General features: G+C 63.9%; 18 protein-coding genes and 1 tRNA gene. 10 read left to right on the forward strand and 9 right to left on the reverse strand.

Annotated elements, in window-relative coordinates; all coding sequences use genetic code 11:
* Positions 1-58 precede the first annotated feature (58 nt).
* The 5 genes from C6Y53_RS17575 to C6Y53_RS17595 all read right to left on the reverse strand — a co-directional run bounded on the left by C6Y53_RS17575 (position 59) and on the right by C6Y53_RS17595 (position 3,960).
* Positions 59-2,425 (reverse strand): VirB4 family type IV secretion/conjugal transfer ATPase, encoded by a 2,367-nt coding sequence (locus tag C6Y53_RS17575; protein WP_106473615.1) that lies wholly within the window; start codon positions 2,423-2,425, stop codon positions 59-61.
* Positions 2,415-2,693 (reverse strand): VirB3 family type IV secretion system protein, encoded by a 279-nt coding sequence (locus C6Y53_RS17580; protein ID WP_106473616.1) that lies wholly within the window; start codon positions 2,691-2,693, stop codon positions 2,415-2,417. The genes C6Y53_RS17575 and C6Y53_RS17580 overlap by 11 nt, the downstream gene beginning before the upstream one ends.
* A gap of 7 nt (positions 2,694-2,700) precedes the next feature.
* Positions 2,701-2,991: a TrbC/VirB2 family type IV secretion system protein gene (locus C6Y53_RS17585; RefSeq protein WP_025060020.1), complete on the reverse strand. Its 291-nt coding sequence runs from the start codon at positions 2,989-2,991 to the stop codon at positions 2,701-2,703.
* A complete protein-coding gene (locus tag C6Y53_RS17590) occupies positions 2,991-3,569 on the reverse strand; it encodes a lytic transglycosylase domain-containing protein (RefSeq protein WP_106473617.1) in 579 nt (192 codons plus the stop codon). The genes C6Y53_RS17585 and C6Y53_RS17590 overlap by 1 nt, the downstream gene beginning before the upstream one ends.
* 64 nt (positions 3,570-3,633) lie before the next feature.
* Positions 3,634-3,960 carry a hypothetical protein gene (locus C6Y53_RS17595; protein WP_050673810.1) on the reverse strand — a complete coding sequence of 109 codons (327 nt, stop codon included), beginning with the start codon at positions 3,958-3,960 and terminating at the stop codon, positions 3,634-3,636.
* A 163-nt stretch (positions 3,961-4,123) separates the two neighbouring features.
* Here C6Y53_RS17595 and C6Y53_RS17600 point away from each other — a divergent pair, with 163 nt between their 5' ends.
* Both C6Y53_RS17600 and C6Y53_RS17605 read left to right on the forward strand, forming a co-directional pair.
* Positions 4,124-4,411 carry a hypothetical protein gene (locus tag C6Y53_RS17600; protein ID WP_244614875.1) on the forward strand — a complete coding sequence of 96 codons (288 nt, stop codon included), beginning with the start codon at positions 4,124-4,126 and terminating at the stop codon, positions 4,409-4,411.
* Positions 4,412-4,547: 136 nt separating this feature from the next.
* The gene (locus C6Y53_RS17605) at positions 4,548-5,096 is read left to right on the forward strand and encodes a hypothetical protein (protein ID WP_149615553.1); all 549 of its coding nucleotides are present in this window, start codon (positions 4,548-4,550) and stop codon (positions 5,094-5,096) included.
* A 257-nt stretch (positions 5,097-5,353) separates the two neighbouring features.
* On the opposite strand, the gene C6Y53_RS17610 is transcribed toward C6Y53_RS17605, so the two are convergent.
* Positions 5,354-5,566: a helix-turn-helix domain-containing protein gene (locus C6Y53_RS17610; protein ID WP_106473618.1), complete on the reverse strand. Its 213-nt coding sequence runs from the start codon at positions 5,564-5,566 to the stop codon at positions 5,354-5,356.
* A gap of 158 nt (positions 5,567-5,724) precedes the next feature.
* On the opposite strand from C6Y53_RS17610, the gene C6Y53_RS17615 reads away from it, so the two are divergent.
* Positions 5,725-6,366 (forward strand): hypothetical protein, encoded by a 642-nt coding sequence (locus C6Y53_RS17615; protein WP_106473619.1) that lies wholly within the window; start codon positions 5,725-5,727, stop codon positions 6,364-6,366.
* 2 nt (positions 6,367-6,368) lie between these two features.
* Here the strand turns inward: C6Y53_RS17615 and C6Y53_RS17620 are convergent, their stop codons facing one another.
* Positions 6,369-6,716, reverse strand: coding sequence for a hypothetical protein (locus tag C6Y53_RS17620; protein WP_149615554.1), 348 nt, complete (start codon positions 6,714-6,716; stop codon positions 6,369-6,371).
* A gap of 489 nt (positions 6,717-7,205) precedes the next feature.
* Between C6Y53_RS17620 and C6Y53_RS17630 the strand changes: the two genes are divergently transcribed.
* Positions 7,206-8,222, forward strand: a complete 1,017-nt coding sequence (locus C6Y53_RS17630) for a tyrosine-type recombinase/integrase (RefSeq protein WP_244614877.1) — start codon at positions 7,206-7,208, stop codon at positions 8,220-8,222.
* Between the two features lie 62 nt (positions 8,223-8,284).
* On the opposite strand, the gene C6Y53_RS17635 is transcribed toward C6Y53_RS17630, so the two are convergent.
* Positions 8,285-8,358: transfer RNA gene (locus C6Y53_RS17635), tRNA-Cys, on the reverse strand.
* A 128-nt stretch (positions 8,359-8,486) separates the two neighbouring features.
* The gene (locus C6Y53_RS17640; RefSeq protein WP_106473620.1) at positions 8,487-9,347 is read right to left on the reverse strand and encodes a LysR substrate-binding domain-containing protein; all 861 of its coding nucleotides are present in this window, start codon (positions 9,345-9,347) and stop codon (positions 8,487-8,489) included.
* Between the two features lie 109 nt (positions 9,348-9,456).
* Here C6Y53_RS17640 and C6Y53_RS17645 point away from each other — a divergent pair, with 109 nt between their 5' ends.
* The 6 genes from C6Y53_RS17645 to C6Y53_RS17670 all read left to right on the forward strand — a co-directional run bounded on the left by C6Y53_RS17645 (position 9,457) and on the right by C6Y53_RS17670 (position 20,204).
* Positions 9,457-10,641 carry a 2-aminoethylphosphonate--pyruvate transaminase gene (locus tag C6Y53_RS17645; protein WP_106473621.1) on the forward strand — a complete coding sequence of 395 codons (1,185 nt, stop codon included), beginning with the start codon at positions 9,457-9,459 and terminating at the stop codon, positions 10,639-10,641.
* 102 nt (positions 10,642-10,743) lie between these two features.
* Positions 10,744-11,586, forward strand: a complete 843-nt coding sequence (locus tag C6Y53_RS17650; RefSeq protein WP_106473622.1) for a DMT family transporter — start codon at positions 10,744-10,746, stop codon at positions 11,584-11,586.
* Positions 11,587-11,650: 64 nt separating this feature from the next.
* On the forward strand, positions 11,651-13,291 hold the full coding sequence (locus C6Y53_RS17655; protein WP_106473623.1) for a S8 family serine peptidase: 1,641 nt from the start codon (positions 11,651-11,653) through the stop codon (positions 13,289-13,291).
* A gap of 39 nt (positions 13,292-13,330) precedes the next feature.
* The gene (locus tag C6Y53_RS17660; protein WP_106473624.1) at positions 13,331-15,160 is read left to right on the forward strand and encodes a trypsin-like serine peptidase; all 1,830 of its coding nucleotides are present in this window, start codon (positions 13,331-13,333) and stop codon (positions 15,158-15,160) included.
* Entirely contained in the window at positions 15,157-18,216 is a 3,060-nt protein-coding gene (locus C6Y53_RS17665) for an ATP-binding protein (protein ID WP_106473625.1), read from the forward strand. The genes C6Y53_RS17660 and C6Y53_RS17665 overlap by 4 nt, the downstream gene beginning before the upstream one ends.
* Before the next feature lie 2 nt (positions 18,217-18,218).
* Positions 18,219-20,204, forward strand: coding sequence for a DNA/RNA non-specific endonuclease (locus C6Y53_RS17670; protein ID WP_106473626.1), 1,986 nt, complete (start codon positions 18,219-18,221; stop codon positions 20,202-20,204).
* The last annotated feature ends 8 nt before the right edge of the window (positions 20,205-20,212 follow it).

Below are 20,212 nucleotides of genomic sequence, written 5' to 3' on the forward strand. Positions count from 1 at the left end.
TGGCCGGTATTCCGCGCAGGCTGTCAGGGTCAAAAGGGTAAGGGTCAGCACGCAAAGTCTACGCATCAATCTGTCTCCAAAATTCGGGGTTCTGGCGGTAATCCGCTCCGACCAGCGCCTCGCCTTTTTCCATGCCGCCAAGGATCGTGAGGTAAGGGCCAAGCGCGCTTAGATCGGCATCGATCACGACCGAGCCTTGATCGTCACGCACCAACGCCAGGCGAGAGTTGCTGCCCGTTCCTAGGAGCACGCTCAGCTCTTTTTCAGTGAGGCCCAGCATGGTGTAGTCGCTGGCCGAAGCGCGGATGTTGGGAAGCAGGAGCTGCGTCGGAACGGCTTCGACAATCGTTTTGCCGGTGCGGGTTTTCTCGAGCTGGCTTGCGTATTGGGTCATCATCACGACGACCGCGTTCTGTTTCCGTGCCGTGACCAGCCAGTTGCTCAGCCGGTCGGCAAAATACGGGCTATCCAGCGCCTTCCAGGCTTCATCAATGATGATCAGTGTCGGTTTGCGATCCTCGATCACACGCTCCACCCGTCGAAACAGGTAGGAGAGGACCGCCATGCGTTCCTTCTCGCTTTCACTGTCGAGAATGCCGGTAAGGTCGAACCCGACGACATCACCATCGAGCGAAAAAGTATCCTCAGAGCTTTGCCCGAAAATCCAACCGTAGCGGCCGTCTGCGGTCCATTCCTGGATCCGCTCGAACAGATCCCCTTCATCCGCCCCGGCCACAAAGAGGGAGGCCAAATCCTGCCAGTTGCGCAGCGTGGCATCGCTGGCTCCGGCGTTCTGGCGCACCACTTCTTGGATGCGATTAATTTGAACTGGGCTCAGGGGCTTGTCGGAGCGATGCAAAAGGGTGGCCAACCAATCGGAGAGCCAGGCTTGCCCGCGCCCGTCGATTTCTGTGCGCAGTGGGTTGAGGCCAGTGGCTTCACCTGCCTTGATGGCGCTGTAGCGCCCGCCATTGGCGCGTACGGCCATTTCCATGCCAGCGCGATAGTCGAAGACAAACACGCGTGCGTCGCAGCGCCGGGCTTGGGTCATGAGGAAGGCTGACAACACCGACTTGCCGGAGCCAGGACGACCGAGGATCAAGGTGTGCCCACCGGTCGGCTCTTTGTCCGGCTGACCTGTCTCATGGTAGTTGAACAGGAAGCCCGAACGCTCCGGCGTCGGGAAGAGAGTGATCGGCTTGCCCCAAGGCACTTTGTGTCCGGGTTTGCCCAGTTGACCGCGATGCAGCGCTGCGAGATCAGCAAAATTCGTGTTGGTGATGGCGGCCTTGCGGCTGCGCATCTGCCCATTGCCCGGATGCTGCGCGAAATAATGCGTCCGAGCTGCAAAGCTCTCATTGACAAGATTGACGCCTTCACTGGCCGCGATGTTGCGTACCTCGGAAGCGATGGCTTCCAGCTTTTCCTCGGTCTCGGCGAAAACCGTCACCGTCATGTGATGATCGCCAAAGCTGAGCCGTTTGGATTCCAGATCATCCAGCGCGTCGACCAGTTCTTCCGCAAGGGATATCGCGCCATCATCGCTTGCTTTCATCAAGCGCTGTTGCCGTTTGATCCGGCTGGCCATGGTGTTGCTGTTGATCGGCGTGAAGGAATGCGTGACGACCATGTCGACAGGCAGATTCAGCTCATCGAACATGGTGCAGTTGGTTTTGGCGGGATAGGTCTTGATTGCAAAGCTAGTGCCAAGCCGCTTGCCCGCCGTCCCATCGTCGAGCGTAAAGCCTCGCCCCTGAAACGTGACGCGCGTGTTGGCGACATCTTCGGCAATGACGCCAAATCGCGATTTGGCGAACAGCGGCCGTTCCTGACCAATATTGAGCGCCCCGAGGAAGCCGAGCAGTTCGCCGCTCTCAGCCCCAAGCAGGCGCGGATTCATCTCGGCAGAAGATGACAGCAGAAAACCAACGATTTCCTCGAGCTTGCGCAGCTGTTTGGTTGTCCGGTCATTCAGCTGCGCGATTGAATTTGCACGTTTCAGGCGCAGCCGAGCGCCGAGGGGAGGACGTTTCAGAACTGTGAGTGTGAGCGTTTTGTCCCGCAGGCCCGCCCGCGCCATGGCCGTTTGCCATCGGCTGTCCAGGGCTTGGGCAAACCCCTCATTGGGCACTAGTGGCAAGGCGGTCTCGATCGCTCTTGATACCTTGTGGAGGTAGAAACAGTATTCCGGCCCAATCTGCGCAATGATCGCCGCAAAGAGCGCGCGGATCTTCTCCAAATGTGCGCCATCGCTGGTCATGCTGTTGACGCCATCAAGGCGGATGCACTGGAACAGCGCATTGCCGCGCGTGCGGATTGTCACGTCATCCACGAGGCTGACATAGGGCAGCATACTGGCCATAGGCCGCTCTTTGCGCGCCCAGTCCGGTAGCGTCGCAAGATCATCCGAGGGGTTATGGAGCATAGCTGTCCCCCGAATGGATCTTGCGGTTCGGGGTGGGCGGCGTTTCCTGTAGGGCGGTGACCATCACCTCAAGAAAGGCCGGATCCCAATCCGCCGCTTTCCACAGCGCGGGATAGGCCAGAGCGGCGATGATGATCACCGGCCAGCTCTGGACCCAGAGAAACAGCAACACAAACCCGAAGAGCCAAACCATGGCATACATGATCGGCAAGCCGATGAGCTTTGGCGGCCGGATCAGACCGAGGAAGAGGCGGGATTGCGTTGCCATGTCAGATTTACGCGCCCCAGATCGCGGTCACGATGGTCGGCGCAGCTGCGATGCCTGCGATCGCGACCAGTACCCAAAGAGCCTGGCGGAAGTCGAGGATGCCAAAGAGCCAGGAGAGGAACACGCCGATCAAAGCCAAGGTGCCTATGACAATGCCTAGGGGGCCGGTGATCGTGTCGACGATGCCTTGCAGCAGGTTCTGGACCGGCGAGAGGTCGATGCTCTGCGCGAAGGCGGGATTGGCAATCATTAGACTGGCCAGAGCCAGCGACAGGATTGTGCGGAATTGTATGTGCATCAGGAGGCTCCAGTCAGTCGATCACGCACGGCCATGACGCGGCGCACGTGATTTTGGGTTTCTTGGTAGGGAGGGATGCCGCCATAGCGCGCGACCGCGTCTGGTCCCGCATTATAGGCAGCGAGCGCGAGCTCAGGCGTGCCGAACTGCGCCAACATCATCAAAAGGTAGCGTGCGGATCCATCAAGGTTCGCCCGCCAGTCATGCGGATCAACGCCGAGTTGCGCGGCCGTCGCGGGCATCAACTGACCGAGGCCGATCGCGCCTGCCGAGCTGCGCGCATTCGGGCGATAGGCGCTTTCGATCTCGATATTGGCTTGGAAGAGGGCCTGCCACTCCGTCACCGACAGACCGGCGCGGCGCAGTGCAGGGTGCCCGCCATAACGATGCGCGGTGCTTTCAAGCGCTGCGAGGATTTCGGGGCGGGGAACTGCCCGGGCGGGTGCAGGAGTGGGAGCTTCAGGTTCCGGAGCTGCGAATACGATCAGCTCCGGCGGGTTTGCACCAATCCCGTCGACATAGCTTTGTGCAAAACCTGATTGGGGGGATTTGGTTTCCAGCTGGCCATCGGCCCGCATGGAAAGCACGAAGCCTTCAGAATAGGCGGGTGCAGCGTTGATTGCTGCAAGGACGGCAAGTGTCTTAGCCCGCGTCGTCCAGCTTATGTGAGGCGATCTTGCCTTCGAGCATCGGGATTGAGACGATCGAAACGCCAAGACCTGCGAGGAAGCTGGATAAGCCGTTGATTGTCTTGAACTCTCGGGCAGCCATGTTGTTGCGTGCGGTGACGAGCAGGCGACGCGTTTCGCCATCTGGCGAGACGCAATGCACGGTCCAAACTCCGGACCACTGAGCACCTGTACGTTTGGGCGTAACCCGGCACACAACATCCGCCGAATGACCCTCGGCAAGCAGCGTGCGCAGCCCGTCTTCACTGACAACATTAGGGGCGTCTTGCATCAAATTCATAGGATCGAGCCTTGCAGAATTGTGCATTGGCCCGGCAGTCCCTCATGGACTACCGAACCGATACAATATTATAATCTTGCAATCAATAGGTGCAATTTGAGTTATTGCGCCCTTCATGCGTTGAAACAAATTTACTGCAACGGAGTGGCTGAGCCAAGATAATATGGCGCTTTTGAAGCAAACATGGGCGGTTATGGTCGTTCTGAGCTGGGGTTCTGCCGCGATCGCGGGCACTTGCCTGCCGCCTACGCCGCCCTTGATGCCGACCAATGCCGACGACGTGCGGGCCTATGCTGACCTGTTGAGGCGCGATGCGGAGACGTATTTTACCAATGTCGAGCGGTACTTCCGTTGCCTGGATCAGCAACGGCGGGAGGTATTTGAGCAGGCACGCGTGGTCAGTGGAGACTATGCGCGCGTGTTGGAATTGGAAGTGAGTAAGTCTGAATAGCGCCTTGTTCTGCCTGAAAATATCGGCCTTTAGCAAGTGTTTTCCCGGAAGCCGTCAACGTGGACATCCTGGCCGCTTGTTCTTCGATCTCACTTAAGACATCAACATATTCGAACCACAATCGAAAGGAATCAAATTGCCGAACCGTCCGTTTGCTCCAAGGCCAATAAACTCTCTATTGGTTGTCGTCCTGGCATCGATTTGTGTGTATTCGACCGCTTCAAACGCCCAAGATGAACTTGGTGCAGGAATTGTCAAACTCCAAGAGTCTCTGAACGTAATTGTTGGCGATGGCAGATTTGATCAAGTGGACGAAGAATATTGTCGGGGTGTTCTTTGGACAAGCAATGTTACTGATAAGCAGGAAATAGAGGAACGGCTTAGTCGCCTGAGTGACAAAGACTTTGGCGTAATGAATCTAACTGGCCAGATACAAAGCTACCAAGAAAAGCGGTCCGAATTCCTGTTTCTCTACAATCTTGCCCTTGATCGCGAAGGGACTGTTGAACTTCCCCGTGAGTTGTATCCTGACGCAGATCGGTTCTCGTCGGCGTGTTCCATTATAGTGAGGCAGCAAATGGAAGATCCAGAGTTTGCGCAAATCGCGGAGTCTGCGAGAAGCCAGGCAACATTTAGTGTAATCAGCGATTTGCTATACGAACTACTTCGAGAGCGCGCGCGGTAAGGTCGATCTTCAATATACTCGGTAACCAAAGTGCTTGGGGCCACGTTGCGGCCGTTAAGAGCACCTTGGGCCAACGTTTCCGCCGTTCAGTTTATTTGAGTAGTTGAGTTCTTCGGCAGGGCTAACTTCGTGCAGCGCGGCCTGCGTCTCGCCGTTATCCCACTGGTACAGTAGACCAATTTCTTTGCCAGTCCTGATACACTTAATACGGCCGATGGCTTCAGCCGTCGTGCGAACACTCTCAAGTTTGGGCAAAACTAGCCCCTCTCGTTAAACAATTCCTTGGGGGCAACATCGAGGGCAAGCGCAATCTGCTCCAGAATATCTATTGATGCTGAATTCTTGGCGAGTTCGATCTCGCTGATGTAGCTGCGGTCCACGTCCGCAGCCAAAGCTAGTTGTTCTTGGCTCAATCCTTTGGAATTTCTTAGATTCCGGATGTTTAGCCCTACTTGTTCCCTCAATTTCATGGCCTGTATTCGGCCAGATCACAGGAACCGCTCTACGGAATATATTCCACAAAACTCACGCGAACATCACAAACACTATGCCCGTATATGGTGTGAAGGTCGGGATTCCAGGTAACCTATCAATAGTGTAGTAATGTAGTCCTAAGGCATTTATTGATATGTGGTGCAGACTTGTAAGAAATTTGACCGCCGGAGCTGGCTTGGCTTTGCTTTCAACCGTGGCCCCGCAGGCGGCTAAGGCCTATCAGGTTGACTGCGCCATTCTGCTTTGCCTGGCTGGTGGTTGGCCCGCGTCAGCAGAATGTGCCCACGCCCGTGCCGTGTTTATCCGCAGGATTACTCCCTGGCCGATTGAGCCGCCGTTGCAAATCTGGCGCTGCCCTTTGGGTGTTTCTGAGCGCGCGCCATTGCAAAGCACGGCCCCGAAGATCTGGGAGGGCAGCAACCAAATAGGTCAGACCCTCGGCCAGGTCATTCTCGCTCGGGTGGTCGAAGGTGGTGCCGATATCGACATCAGTGGTCTGGAATTCGATTTCGTGCGCTCGATCCGCGTCTGGGATGTGCGGTACTACAGTCATCGCGAACGTGGCCGCGACGATGATTGTTCTGAGAGTTATAACATGCGCCTTGGGACCTACGGCACGCAGGGCGAATTCGGCTGGCAACGCACAACACCAGCGGCCGCCCCACAATGGGCTCTGCCGACGCGGCGCTGTTCGTCATCAAATTGGAGGCGCGGGGTCGGTGTCGAATGGGAAGATCACGAAGGCAACCAGGGATATGAGTGGGTGGCCTACTAAGGCTATTCGCCGATGTCCTTCATACGTTCCGCGATATCGCCCGCAATGCGCTCATACAGGGCGGCTTGCTTATCTCTGGGAGTTCCGGGCTTCGGGTTCCTTCTGCGGATGCGTTTGGCGAGCCAGAACAGCATCCGGGCCGCTGGATCGGATGTCGCATCCGGTTCTGCGGCCGGATACTTCTCCTCAAGAGCGACGACGATTTCCTGCGACAGGCTGCGCCGGTTCAGTGTGGCATGCGTTTCCAGACGCTTCTTGAGCGCGGCAGGAAGCAAGAGTTTGAATTGGACCAAGGCTTCTTCTTTCATGATTCCATGATGGACAATATTTGTCCTCAATGATATGGACATTTTATGTCCTTTTGTTGAGGTGTAAATATGAAGACAACCCAGTTCAAACTTAACCTTCCAGCGGACGTGAAAGCCTGGCTCGAAGAGGAGGCCGTGCGGAACTTGCGCTCACAAGGCGCTCAGGTGGTGTCTTGTTTGCGGGCAGCCATGTCGCGGCAAGAAGCCGTGGGTGAGAGGGCGGAAAAATGAGCCCGAGCCATATTCAGCTGATTCCGACCCCAGAGCTTGCGCTTCTCTTCGGGTACAGTGAGCCGAGCGCGTCCTTCTATGACTTCTGCCGTAGGACGGGTATCGCTCCGGTGCCAGGGCGGCGTGGGTGGTATGACCCGAAACTCATTCGCGCGCGATTGGATGCTGTTCAGGGCATCAGCGCGGCAGAACGCGAAGCTGCTTCTCAGCCGAGCCTCGTTGCACAGCGGAGAGCGCGCCGTGCCCAGAAGTAACCTTCCCAAGGGTGTCCACCGTGTCCGGCGCAAGGTTGTGTCTGGTGTGCGCTACCATTTCTATGCTTGGCGGGGCGGCCCCAAATTTTGGGAAGGGACGGACCCGAACCCCAAAGAACCCGAATTCTTCCATGCGTTTTCACAGTGCGGTACGCCCGTGAGCCCGGCCGAATACCTGACGACTCATTTGGTCGACGATTTTCTGTCCAGTGCGTCCTTGCCCAAGGCTGAGCGTTCAAAGGCTGATATCCGCAAGTGGCTGGAGCTGTTCCGCGAGGAGTTCGGTGCCGATCCTGTCGCGATGTTCGAAGAGCGCGCCTCGCGGGGCGAGGTTAACAATTGGCGCAAGAAGTGGCTTCATTCGCCCAAGCAGCACGATATGGCGGGCACCCATGCGACGCGCGTCCTCAATTGGGCGGTGGAAGAGGGGAAGCTGAAAGAGCATCACTGCCACAAGCTCAAGAAGCTCTACCAATCGAACCGCACAGAAATCATCTGGACGAGCGGCGATATCGCACAGTTCAATAAACATGCACCCAAATGGGTGCAGAGGATCCTGACCGCCGGATGCGAAACCGGTTTGCGGGCAGCTGATCTGGTTCAGGTCAAAATGGACCAATTCGAAGACACGCCGCACGGCAAGCGCCTTCGTTTCAGGACCAGTAAGCGCGGCCAGATCGCATATATCCCTGCCACTTCAGCACTTGAGAAACTGATCGCAGAGACGCCGGAAGGCCAAGAGGTGTTACTGGTGTCAGAGCTTGGCAGGCCTTTGACGGCCCGTTGGGCATCGAACCAGATCACCAAGTGGCGGCGCGAAGCTCAGATTCCCCCTTGGATCGACGGCAGGGAGAAGACACTGTCTGATACGCGCGGGACGGCGGCGACAAGATTGCTAAATGCCGATCTGTCTTTGCGCCAGATTGCGGTGCTGATGGGGTGGTCGGTTCGCTACGCGGCGCAGGTAATCGAGCATTATGCGCAGGTTAGCCCGGACGAAAGCGATGCGGTTCTGCGTAAGCTCAATCGAGCAAAATCACTGTCTCAAGACACAAAAATGTAAACGCCCCTGTAAACGCGGGGCCTCAAGCACGGCAAGGAGTGATGTAAGTGATTGTTTTTAAATGGAGGCGAGTACCGGAATCGAACCGGTGTACACGGATTTGCAATCCGCTGCGTCACCACTCCGCCAACTCGCCTCAACGTCCTGGTGTAAAGGGGCGTCTAGCCGATCGTGAGCGGGGATGCAATGGGCGTCTCGACCGGGGTCCGAGGGGCATGCGTCCGGTCTGGCCGGCGTGCGCTCGGGGGCGCGGGGCAGGGGGTGTCAGCCGTCGCGGGCCATGTCCATGAAGGCGCGTATCAGGCGGACATCGCGGCGTTGGCTGAGGTGGACCAGCGTTTCCGCCATCTCCAGCCCGGCGCCCGTCAGCCGGATCTGCTGCAGGCGCGGATCGTGGCCGAACTCGGCCCGTGACACGACGCCTATGCCCGCGCGGGCGGCGACCAGTTCGCGCACGGTCTCGCGCCCTTCGGCCTCGATCGACGGCGTCAGCGTGATCCCGGATGCCGTCGCCGCATCGAGCAGCTTCTGCCGGGTTTTCGAGCCTTCCTCCCGCAGGATCAGCGGCAGGGTCGACAGGTCCCGCAACGTGAGGTGATCGGGCAGTCGCGGCAGGTAATCCGTTGCGGCAAAGGCCACGATGTCGGACCGGCCCATGTCCAGCGCCACGAATTCGCGTCCGGGCGCCCGGTTGCCGATGACCCCGATCTCGGTTTCATAGCGGCGCAGGGCGTTCAGGACCTCAGCGGTGTTGCCGGTGCGCAGGATCAGCTTGACCCGTGGATAGCGGTCACGAAACCGGCCCAGCAGCGTGCCGAGATGATGGGCCGAATCCGCCATGATCCGCAGCGTGCCGTCCATCGCCACCCGGCGTTCGGCCAGCAGTTCGCCGATCTCCGATTCGATCTCGAACAGCCGGCGGGTAAGCAGAAACAGCGCCTCGCCCGCCGGTGTCAGCGATACCCGCTTGCGTTCGCGAGAAAACAGCAGCGTGTCATGGGCCTGTTCCAGCTTGCGCACCTGTTCGGAAATCGCGGGCTGTGTCAGGTTCAGCGCCTCGGCCGCGCGGGAAAACCCGCCATGCAGGGCGACATTGTGAAAGGCGCGGAGCTGGCTGTATTGCATGACACCTGATGGATAGGGCAAACTTATGGGAGGATCGCCTAAAACAATTTCACATATGTTTCGGGCGACTGCAATGCTTGGCCTGTCACTTCGTTCACGGAACGGATCCATGACCGACCGCGCCAAGATCATGCCGCCCGCGCAAGGTGAACCCTGGTTGCTGACGCCCGGCCCGCTGACGACATCGCTTGCGGTCAAACAGGCGATGCTGCGCGACTGGGGCAGCTGGGACAGCGATTTCCGCGCCATGACCGCCGAGCTGCGGTCCCGCCTGCTGTCGATGCTGGGCGCGGGCGGCGCTGACTATGACTGCGTTCCGGTCCAGGGGTCGGGGACCTATGTGGTCGAGGCGATGCTGGGCAGCCTGGTGCCGCGCGATGGCAAGACGCTGGTCCTGGCCAATGGTGCCTATGGTCAGCGAACGCGGCGCACGCTCGACTGTCTCGGGCGCGCGCATCTGCTGCTCGACAAGGGCGATTACCTGCCTCCGCGCGGGGCCGAGGTGGCGGCGATCCTGGCCGGGGATCCCGACATCACCCATGTGGCCGTGGTCCATTGCGAAACCAGTTCGGGCATTCTCAACCCGATCGGGGAAATCGCCGAGGCGGTCGAGGCCGCCGGGCGGCGGCTGCTGATCGATTCGATGTCGGCCTTTGGCGCGCTGCCGGTCGAACCGGCGCATGTCCGGTTCGACGCGCTGGTGTCGTCGGCCAACAAGTGCATCGAGGGCGTTCCGGGGTTCGGCTTCGTGCTGGCACGGCGCGATGTTCTGGACGGCGCGCGGGGCAATTCCCAGTCGCTCAGTCTCGATCTGCACGATCAGTGGGCGCATATGGAAACGACCGGGCAGTGGCGGTTCACCCCGCCCACCCACACGGTCGCGGCCTTTCTTCAGGCCCTGCGGGCCCATGAGGCCGAGGGCGGCGTGGCGGGGCGCGGTGCGCGCTATGCCCGCAATCGTGATGTGCTGGTGGCGGGGATGCGGCAGCTGGGGTTCGAAACCCTGCTGGACGATCGCTGGCTGTCGCCGATCATCGTCACGTTTTTCTGCCCCGATGATCCGGCATTCGCGTTTGACCGGTTCTATGACCTGATGAAGGCAAAGGGGTTCATCATCTACCCGGGCAAGCTGACGGTGGTGGACAGTTTCCGCATCGGTTGTATCGGGCAGATGGATGAGGGCGTGATGACGCAGGTGATTGCCGCCGCAGGGGATGCGCTGCGGGACATGGGGGTAACAGATGCACGCCCGCCCGCGGCGGCGCTGATCGAACGCGCGCGTCTGGCCGCCTGAGCCGATGACGCGGAACCCGACCCATCCCGAGGGTGAACCGAACGCCCGGTCCGACCAGTCTGCGCGTGCCACGGGCGCCGCGCCGTCGATGGTGATCACGGCATGAGCCTTTCGATTGCTGCCATCGTGCTGGTCGCGGCGCTGCTGCACGCGACCTGGAATGCGGTGGTCAAGGGGGCGGGCGACAAGACCGTGGTGCTGGGGCTGATCGCGCTCGGCCATGTGGTGCCGGGTATCGCCGTGGTGGCGCTGGCGCCGCCGCCCGACCCGGTTGCGATCCCCTATATCATTGCGTCCACCGTGATCCACTGGGGCTATTACTTCCTGCTCAACATGGCCTACCGGCTGGGCGACCTGTCGGTGATGTATCCGGTCGCGCGCGGGCTGGCGCCGGTGCTGATCGCGATCGGCGCGCAGGTCTGGGCGGATGAAACGCTGCCGCCGCTGGCCTGGGCCGGCGTGCTGTCGGTGTCGGCCGGGATCATGGTTCTGACCCGGGGGCTGTTTTCCGGCGCGTTGCCGCCGGCGGCGGTGCTGGCCGCGCTCGGGACCGCCGGGTTCGTCGCCGCCTATTCGCTGGTCGACGGCATCGGCATCCGGGCCTCGGGGAGCCCGCTGGGCTACATCGGCTGGCTCTATGTGGCGGAACTGACCGTGGCCGCGTTCATCTTTGTCACCCGCTGGGGGCGGGTGCGCGCGATGGCCCGGCGGACGGCGGTGCTGGGGTTCGGCGGCGGCGTGATCTCGGGCGCGGCCTATGCGCTCGTGCTCTATGCCAAGACGCTGGCGCCGCTGGGTATCGTTTCGGCCCTGCGCGAGACCTCGGTGATCTTTGCCGCGCTGATCGGCGTGCTGTGGTTCGGCGAGGGACCAAAGGGAAACCGGCTGCTGGCTGCCGTGGTCGTGGCCGCGGGCATCGTATTGATCGGGCTTGCAAACGGGTAGAGAAGCCGCGAATTTTCGTGTAAGTTGTTCTGCATAGATTTACGCATACTTCAGGAGATTGGCGATGCTGCAGGACACATTTGCCGCCTTGCGCGGTGCAGAGGCGCCCGGCGAGGACCAGGAACTGACCGTCGAGCTGGTATTCGAACAACCGCTGAGCGCGGCTCAGGTCCAGGCGCGGCTGGACGAGGCGCTGCCCGACAGCGGCGGGCAGGTGGCCTCGGTGTTCGGCTATGAGGCCGACCGCTATCATTTCGTCGATTTCCCGGCCATTCGCGAACGGGGGCAGGAGGCGCAGGTGTTCCAGTTCGTCCGCGAACTGCGCGCGGCGGTGGGCGCCGCCGAGGCCAACCCGGTCCTGACCGACAGTCTTTTCGGCGCCGCCGCCGTGGGTGCGGTCACCACCGAGGCGGGGCTGTTCACCTGCTCGACGCCCAAGGACAGCACCTTGCCCTTCGGCTGGGTGCATCCGATGATCCACACCATCGAGGCCTGGCAGCGGACCCGTGGCCAGGGATCGGTCGTGGCGGTGATCGACACCGGCCATTCCAGCCACCAGGAACTGAACGGCGTGCTGACACCGGGCGGGCATCTGAACCTGGTCGAAGGCGGCACCGACGCCTCCGACAGATTTTCTCGGGGGCTGCTGACCCATCCGGGGCATGGCACGCTGGTGATGTCGGTGGTGGCCAGCCGCGGCGATGCCGATGCCAGCGGCAACGTGCCGCCGGGGCAGGGCGGCGTGACCGGTGCCGCGCCCGAGGCCAGGGTGCTGCCGATCCGCGCCATCAAATCGGTGATCAACTTCAAGCAGAAGACCCTGCCGCCGGCGATTGCGCATGCGGTCAGCCAGGGCGCCGACGTGATCGCGATGGCGCAGGGTGGCGCCACCCGCGTCGCCTCGACCGAAAAGGCGCTGCGCGATGCGGTCGCGGCTGGCGTCGTGGTGGTGTGCGCGGCCGGAAACTGCTGGCCCTCGGTGGTATTCCCGGCGGCCTATGCGCCCTATGGGCTCTGCACCGCCGTTGCCGCGCTGACCCGCGACCTGACGCCCTGGAAACGCAGCGGGCGGGGGCCGTCGGTGTCTTTCTCTGCACCGGGCGAAAACGTCTGGGGGGCGGCCAAGAACAAGGCCAGCGATCCCAATAACGGGATCAAGGCGGCGCAGGGCACGACGCTGGCGACCTCGCTGACCTCGGGCGTGGCCGCGCTCTGGGTTGCCCGTCACGGCGGGCGCGCCGCGCTCAAGGCCAAGGCGGACGCGGCCGGGACGACCGTGCAGGCGATGTGGCTGCACTGCGTCACCAAGGGCATGACCAAGCCTCCGGTCTGGGGCGGCGCGACCAACCTGGGGGCGGGGGTCCTGGATGCCGAACGGGCCTTGCTGACCAAGCTGCCGCTGGCGTCAACCGGAACCGAGGCGGTCGGGGATGACAAGCTGCCCGCCACCGGCACCGAAAGCACGGCCAACATCCTGCTGTCGCACCTGGCCGACAATGCCCCCGACGCGGCGGCCGAGTTCGACCCCGCGCTGGCCGACTATGCCGCCGAGATGATCTGGCGCAGCTATCGCGCCGGCGCCCGCGCGCGCGCGGCCGAGATGCTGGGCGACGAAGCGCCCCCGGTGCCCGACGCGCCCAGCGAGGCGCTGGCCGGGGCGATTGCGGACAAACCCGCGCTGCGGGCCGCGCTGGCCGCATATTGAGGTGCCGGCCCCGGCCTCTTCGACAGAACGGATGACAGCATGGCGGTGGAGCTGACAGAAGCCGATCTCGCCCCGGTCCTGCGGGATCGCGCGGCGCTGACCGGCGATGTTCTGGAAGCGATCTATGCCGATCACGACAAGCCGGTGACCCTCGAAGCCCTGCGCGTGGTCGCCGACAGCAGCAGCGGCATGTTCACCACCGCGTCGCTGCTGCTCACCGCGCTGACCAACCACGGCATGACGGAACGCTTCGTCGCCGCCTTCAGCCGCCACGGCGTCGATCTGCTGCCCGGCGATGTCGCCGAGGATGTCGAGGTGTTCGCCGATGAATATGGCGGCGAGGTGATCGGTGATGTCACCGAGCCCGATTTCGACCATGACGGGATGCTCGGTTTCCTGATGAAGGCAAAGGCCTATCGCTGCCGGATTCTGGTCGACGGCCAGCACAAGGGCAGCGGGGCGCTGATTTCCCGGCGCCTTGTGATCACCGCCGATCATGTGGTCGAACAGGTGACCGGGCCGCTGTCGGGGGCCAACGGCCAGGATGCCACCGCCGCGCTGACGCGGATCGAGGTCGAAAGCCCCGGCGGCCCGTGCCACGCGATGCCGGTCTGGTGGCTGCCCGTTCACGACGACGAACGCGAGGGGCGGCTGCCTCCGGCCTCGGCCGCCGATACCCATTGCGACGTGGCCCTGTTGCGGCTGCACCGCCCGCTGGGCCGGATCGTCGAGCCAATGCGCCTGCCGCCGGTCGAGGAGATCGAGCAGGACCGGGGCCCGCACCGGTTCGCGCTGCTGCACTATCCCAAGAGCGGCGGGACACCGGTCGCCCAGGCCGCGATCCGGCGTGACGGTCCCGACGCGCTGCGCGAGTTCCACACCGCCAGCACCGAGGTGGGATCGTCGGGTGGACCGGGTTTCGACCGCGAGTTCCGGTTCATCGGCCTGCACCAGGGGCGCTGGCAGGCGTTCCGGCGCATCGTGCCCTATGTCCGCTTCGCCCGCCATCCGGGGTTCCGCGCGCAGATCGACAACGATGTGCCGCCGATCTACCTGTGGTCCGTCGATGGTTCGCTCGACGGCGACCTGGTCATCGGGCGAAGCCGGTTCTTCGACGCGCTCGACCTGATCGTCAACGACCAGCCGCCGATGCTGCGCGGCGTCTGGATCAAGCGCACGCGCACGGCGCGGAGCGAGGGGATGAGCTTCAGCCATCGGTTGCTGCGCGCCTTCCTGTCCGCCCATGGCAAGGCGTTCGACACGCTGCGCATCCCGACCGGGCTGGAGATCCCCGATCTGACCGGCAAGCTGGCCGAACTGGCCTTTGGCAGCGTTGCGGCGGCGGGTTATGGGGCGATCGGCGAACAGGCCCGGGCCCACGGTCTGGCCGCGCGGCTGCAGGACCGTGCCGCGACCACGGGGCGGCCCCTGTGGCTTTACTTCGAGGCACCGCCGAAGGAACTGCCGCGGCTTGCGCAGATCCAGCTGGAACATCTGCTGAAGGCGCTGCTCCAGCAGCCCGACCTGCGGATCGTGCTGGCCGGGTTTGAAACCTACACCTTGCCGCCGCGCGGTTTCGGCAACCGGACCGAAGTGGCGCGGGCGACGGCCGCGGGTCTGATGGTGGAATACATGGGCGGGCATTTCAGCCGCGAGGATGTCGACCTGACGGCGCTGGAAATGGACCGGACGCTGGCGCTGGGCTGGGAAGACGGCGTGCGTGGCTATCTCGTCGAAGATGCGCTGACCGGCATCCCCGAATTGCAACGAAACGGCGTGTTGCAAAAGGGTGTCTATGATGTGGAACATATCGGGGCGGTGGCGGACAACCTGCGGAACGCGGCCCGCAAGCGACTGAGGATGACATGAGCGACCCGATCCCCGACCTTGACGCGCTGGTGGCCGATCTGCGGCGGCATGCGGCCCTGACGGGAGAATTCGACCCGGCACGGGCGCTGCGCGAGGTTGCGGGCGATGCCTTCTATGCCGACCCGCTGCTGATGGCCGAGGCGATGTCGGCGCTCGAGGCCGATTGCATGGTGGTGTCGGCAAAGGACAAGGGCAACGTCACATGGGAAATACGCCCGTCGGTGCGGCGCAAGGTGCTGGCGGCGCTGGAGCCTGATGCGGGTTCGGCGTCGGATGCCGGGGACAGCCTGATCGTCCAGGCCCGCAGCGGGGCCGGCGCGTTTCGCCCCGACAGGTTGCAGCAACTGGCCGAAGAGCGGAACGACCTGTCCAAACTGGCGCAGGCCGTGGCCGTGGTCGAAAAGGCCGGCCCCGCCGCACCCGGTTTCGACATGCTGCCCAGATTGGCGTCGGCGGCGAACATGGCCGAACAGATCCGCCGCAGCGACACGAAACTGGCCGCGGGGTTCTTTGGCCGCGATGCCGAACTGGAGCAGATCTGCGCCTGGCTTGCGACACCTACCGGGGCGCCGGTGACGGCGCTGCATGTGTCCGGCGCGCCGGGTCTGGGCAAGTCGATGCTGATCGAACGGGCGATCCAGAAATTCCGGGAAACCGCGGATCCGGTGCTCGTGCATCTCGATTTCGCGCGCCCCGGCCTGCGCGTGGTGCGCCCGGTCAGCGTTTTCGAGGAAATCTCCCGCCAGGTGGGGGATTCGCTGCCGCAGGCCGCCGCCCGGTTGCAGGATGAACGCATCCGCGCCGGCGAAACCCTGGCCCTCGCGCAGGGTGCGTATCACGAACGATGGGTGCCGCAGCGCCTGTTGCGCGCGGTTGCCGGCGCGATTGCCGGGGCCGGCCGGCCGGTCGTGATCGTGCTCGATTCGATGGAGACGCTGCGTTGGCGCGGCGAAACCCGGCCCGCCGCGCTGTTCGAACTCCTCGATCGCCTGCCGCTCGCCGGGGCGGGCGCGGTTTCGGTCATCACCGCCGGGATCGACACTGTGCTGAATGCCGCGCCCGAACGGGTCGGCGCATGTGTCCGGCTCGCGGGTGTGACCGAGGGCCAGGCGCTGGCCCTGCTCGACGAGGCGCAGGTCGACCCGGCGATGCGCGCGCGGCTGCTGGACTATGCCGGACAGGATCCCTTGCTGCTCATGCTCGCGGGGCAGGCATTGAAATCGGGGGCTTTGCAGGCCGCGGAACTCCCCGATCCGGACCGGGACGGGGCCGCACTGGCCCTGTTCGATGCTTGCGTCGATCTTTTGGACCCGTCACTGGCCCGCTGCGCGCGGGCCGGGCTGGTCCTGTGCCAGCTGGACGGGCCGACCCTGTCGGCGGTTCTGGATGTGTCCGAGCCGGACGCCGGCAATCTGGTTGCCCGGCTGGCTGGTCAGGCCTGGCTGTTCGATGGCGATCAGCAGGCCGTCCGGATCAAGCCCCGGTTGCGGCGCGGGCTGGCCATGGATCTGCGCCGGCGCGACCCGACAGGCACGCGCGCCATAGACCTGCGTGCCGCGCGGTGGTTTCTCGACCGCGATCCCGCGCTCGCGCTCTATCATCGGCTGCAGAGCGCAGACAACAGCACAGACGACGACCCGGACCCGGCGGGCATCGAAGCCGTCGCCGCGCGCAACATCAATTCCATCTTGCTGCTCGAACTGTCCGAGGCCGCGCGCGATGCGGTCCTGCAGGCCACCGGCCGGCGGTCCGGCTATGGCCGCGCGCCGCTGGACGGCGCACCGTCGATACCCCCCGATCCCCGCGCATTGCGCGACCTGCGGATCGCTCTCGAACATGGTGACGTGCGCGAGGCCGATCAGGCCGCCGAGGCCGGGATCGCGAAAGAAACCGGGGCAGGGATCGGGGCAGACGCCCCCTTTGCGCCCTTGCTGCTGGCGCATCACTGGCTGGCGGGGCGCTGGTCGCGGGCGCGGCTTCTGTTCGACCAGTTGCCGGATACCGCGCTCGACCGGGCGCTGGAACCCCCGCTGCAGATCGAGGCGCGGGTGCTGGCCGAACTCTGGGCGGAATACAGGTTCGACGCGCTGGTGGAGCGGCTGAAGGTGCCTGATTTCGCGGCGAAAATCCGCCAGGTGTTGCAGGGCCCGGAACGGATCGGGCTGGCGGGGGGCGCGCTGAGCTTTGCAATGCTTGCCGCGGGCATTGCCGGGAACCCGCCGCCGCCGGTCGCACGCGGTCGCGCGATGCTGGGGGCGTTGCTGCCCGACATGCCCGTCGACACCCGGTTCGACGTGCAGCGGCTGGCCGACGGGTTGCGTGCGAGTTTCGACTGGGCCGACGACCTGGCGGGCGAGGGCGATACCGCGGCCATGGCCCGGGCCGTCGCGCCGCTCAACCCCTGCGCGTTGCGGGCGCTGGAACTGGTGAACCAGCAGCGGATCGCGGGGCGGGCGCATGTCCTGCCGCGGTGCCTGCTGGAGATCCGGGACCGGCTGCCCGCGGTGATGGACCTGTTCGGCGCCGTTGCCGGCATCTCGGCCAGACCGGTTCCGATGGCCGAAGACGTGGTCGTGGCGTTGCAGGCGGGCGGTCTCGGCGCCGAATGGATATCGGGCGTGGCGGTGTGCCACCCGGTCGACGACCTGACCGCGTTGGCCCATGCGGCCGAACGGTGGCGGCGCACGGTCAACGGCGTCTGGAGCTATGGCGCAACACCGCCGGACGGCTGGCGGGGCCGGATGGCGGGCGCCGACGCCGGGGCCCTCGCACTGGCCGACAGCCTGGCGGGGCAGGCCGACCCGGTGACAGCGGCCCGCGCCGCCCTGCGCGCCTGGCCTCTCGATGACGGTGGCCGGGTGCTGCGCCGCCGCTATCTTCGGCGCTACACCGGGGCAACCGGGATCACGGGGGGGCACGAGGCGGCATTGGCGGCCCTTCAGGATGCGGGGATACCCATGGTCTTTGCCGCGCCGCTGGCCGTTCTGGCCGCATCAGGCGTCGCGCCGGATGATGCGCTGCCGGAAACGGGACTGGATTTTGACAAAGGAGATTGAAAATGGCGAACGGACATAATGAAACGCTGGGCCGGCTCGAAACGATGATGACGGCCGGACAGTTCGACACGGCGAAAACCGCGATCGAGGCGCAGTCGCCGGTGCTGGAGGAAATGGGCATATCCGCCGACCGGGCGCGGGAGGTGCTGAACACCCCCGTTCACGCCCTCGAATCCACCGGGACGCCGGTGCCGATGCTCGAAGCCATCGTGCGGGCAACCAACCGTCCGCCATTGCTGGTGCAGAATGACAGCGTGCAGGGCAAGACCAGCCTGAACGGGCCGTTCCCCGCCGGAACCGATGTCATGGTCACCGATGTCGAACACCTGCTGCCCTCGGTCGGCCGGATCGAGTTCACCAATCACGACATGGACTGGGGCGGGACAGGCTGGGTGATCGCCGAGGACGGGCCGGGGCACTGGCTGGTTGTGACCAACCGCCATGTGGCCAAGCTGGTGGCGCGGCGCACCGCGCGCGGGGATGGTGTCTTTCAGTTCGGTCCCGGCAATCTGCCCTACCAGGCGCGGATCGATTTCGTGGAAGAGGCCGGCAGCCAGCCTGACCCCGCCCGCGTGGCTGAGATCGAGACCTTCACCTATCTGGCCGAGGATACGGCGGCGGATGTGGCGCTGGCGCGGATCTCGCGCGCCGGGCTGGCCGTGGCGCCGCTGCCGCTGGCGGCGGCGGATGGGGGCGACGAGGAACTGGTGGCGGTGGTCGGCTATCCGGCGTCCGATCCGTTCCGCAACGATCCCACCGAGATGGACCGCTATTTCCGCGGCCTCTACGACGTGAAACGGTTCGCGCCGGGCAGGCTCATGGTGCAGCCGGGGGCGACGCGACTGGCCCATGATTGCACCACGCTGGGCGGCAATTCCGGCTCGCCCGTAATCAGCCTCGAAAGCGGCACCGCGGTCGGGCTGCATTTCTCGGGCCAGTACGGGGTCAAGAACTCCGCCGTGCGGGTGTCGACGCTCAGGGCGCTACTGGACGATGGCGCGGCGGGCGCTCTGCATCCGGTGGCCACGCCGGCGCAGGACGCTGCCGCCGAGAGCAGCGATGGCAGCCATGACGCCGACCATTTCGAGGGGCGCAACGGATATGAATCGCAGTTTCTGCGGGTCGTCGACGTGCCGCTGCCGAAAATCCCCGATGCCCTCGATCTGGCCAGGCCGAGCGATGCCACGGCAGACCGCCCGCACGAACTGCGCTATACGCATTTCAGCATCCTCTACAGCCTTGCGCGGAAAAGCCCGGTGATCGCCGCGCTCAATATCGACGGCGAGAAGTCGATCCCGGTCAAACGCCGGAACAGCCGCTGGTGGAAGGATCTGCGTATTCCGGCAGAGGCGCAGCTGGGCCGCGCGGACTATGGCGACCCGGCCATCGACCGCGGGCACATGGTGCGCCGGTCGGCCACCAACTGGGGCGACAGCCGGGACGAGGCGGAACTGTCCAATATCGACAGCTATCATTACCCGGTCGCCAGCCCCCAGCATGCGGGCCTGAACCGCAACCCGCGAACCTGGCTGGGGCTGGAAAACCACATCCTCGAAAACGTGCGCACCCACGGGTTCCGCGCCAACGTGTTCACCGGGCCGATCTTCGGGCTGCGCGATCCGGACCTGGGCGATACCGGCACCCGGATCCCGATGGAGTATTTCAAGGTCGTGTCGATGCTGACCGAGGCGGAGGACGAGGGCGGTATCCTGCGGCTGCACGCGACCGCCTATGTGCTGTCGCAGGGGCACCTGGTCCAGAAACTGGCCCTGCGCGACGGGCGCAACGAGGCGGCCGAAGGGTTTGCATTCGGGGAATACAAGACCTTCCAGGTGCGGATCCGCGACTTGGAGATCGAAACCGGCTATGATTTCGGGGCGCTGCGTGATGCCGATCCGCTGGAACGCGCGGTTGCGACGGCCGAGGCGGCCGGGGCCGCGCCGCGCGGCTGGCAGGCGGTCGAGGCGCTCGATCAGCTCGTGTTGTGACCTCCGGC

Source organism: Pukyongiella litopenaei, assembly GCF_003008555.2.
GTDB classification, from domain to species: Bacteria; Pseudomonadota; Alphaproteobacteria; order Rhodobacterales; family Rhodobacteraceae; genus Pukyongiella; species Pukyongiella litopenaei.

What these genes read in the sequence shown, in the direction of transcription:
- C6Y53_RS17575 (WP_106473615.1), bottom strand. Translation starts at nt 2,425, where the DNA reads ATGCTCCATAACCCCTCGGATGATCTTGCGACGCTACCGGACTGGGCG.
- C6Y53_RS17580 (WP_106473616.1), bottom strand. Translation starts at nt 2,693, where the DNA reads ATGGCAACGCAATCCCGCCTCTTCCTCGGTCTGATCCGGCCGCCAAAG.
- C6Y53_RS17585 (WP_025060020.1), bottom strand. Translation starts at nt 2,991, where the DNA reads ATGCACATACAATTCCGCACAATCCTGTCGCTGGCTCTGGCCAGTCTA.
- C6Y53_RS17590 (WP_106473617.1), bottom strand. Translation starts at nt 3,569, where the DNA reads ATGCGGGCCGATGGCCAGCTGGAAACCAAATCCCCCCAATCAGGTTTT.
- C6Y53_RS17595 (WP_050673810.1), bottom strand. Translation starts at nt 3,960, where the DNA reads ATGAATTTGATGCAAGACGCCCCTAATGTTGTCAGTGAAGACGGGCTG.
- C6Y53_RS17600 (WP_244614875.1), top strand. Translation starts at nt 4,124, where the DNA reads ATGGCGCTTTTGAAGCAAACATGGGCGGTTATGGTCGTTCTGAGCTGG.
- C6Y53_RS17610 (WP_106473618.1), bottom strand. Translation starts at nt 5,566, where the DNA reads ATGAAATTGAGGGAACAAGTAGGGCTAAACATCCGGAATCTAAGAAAT.
- C6Y53_RS17615 (WP_106473619.1), top strand. Translation starts at nt 5,725, where the DNA reads ATGTGGTGCAGACTTGTAAGAAATTTGACCGCCGGAGCTGGCTTGGCT.
- C6Y53_RS17620 (WP_149615554.1), bottom strand. Translation starts at nt 6,716, where the DNA reads ATGTCCATATCATTGAGGACAAATATTGTCCATCATGGAATCATGAAA.
- C6Y53_RS17640 (WP_106473620.1), bottom strand. Translation starts at nt 9,347, where the DNA reads ATGCAATACAGCCAGCTCCGCGCCTTTCACAATGTCGCCCTGCATGGC.
- C6Y53_RS17645 (WP_106473621.1), top strand. Translation starts at nt 9,457, where the DNA reads ATGACCGACCGCGCCAAGATCATGCCGCCCGCGCAAGGTGAACCCTGG.
- C6Y53_RS17650 (WP_106473622.1), top strand. Translation starts at nt 10,744, where the DNA reads ATGAGCCTTTCGATTGCTGCCATCGTGCTGGTCGCGGCGCTGCTGCAC.
- C6Y53_RS17655 (WP_106473623.1), top strand. Translation starts at nt 11,651, where the DNA reads ATGCTGCAGGACACATTTGCCGCCTTGCGCGGTGCAGAGGCGCCCGGC.
- C6Y53_RS17660 (WP_106473624.1), top strand. Translation starts at nt 13,331, where the DNA reads ATGGCGGTGGAGCTGACAGAAGCCGATCTCGCCCCGGTCCTGCGGGAT.
- C6Y53_RS17665 (WP_106473625.1), top strand. Translation starts at nt 15,157, where the DNA reads ATGAGCGACCCGATCCCCGACCTTGACGCGCTGGTGGCCGATCTGCGG.
- C6Y53_RS17670 (WP_106473626.1), top strand. Translation starts at nt 18,219, where the DNA reads ATGGCGAACGGACATAATGAAACGCTGGGCCGGCTCGAAACGATGATG.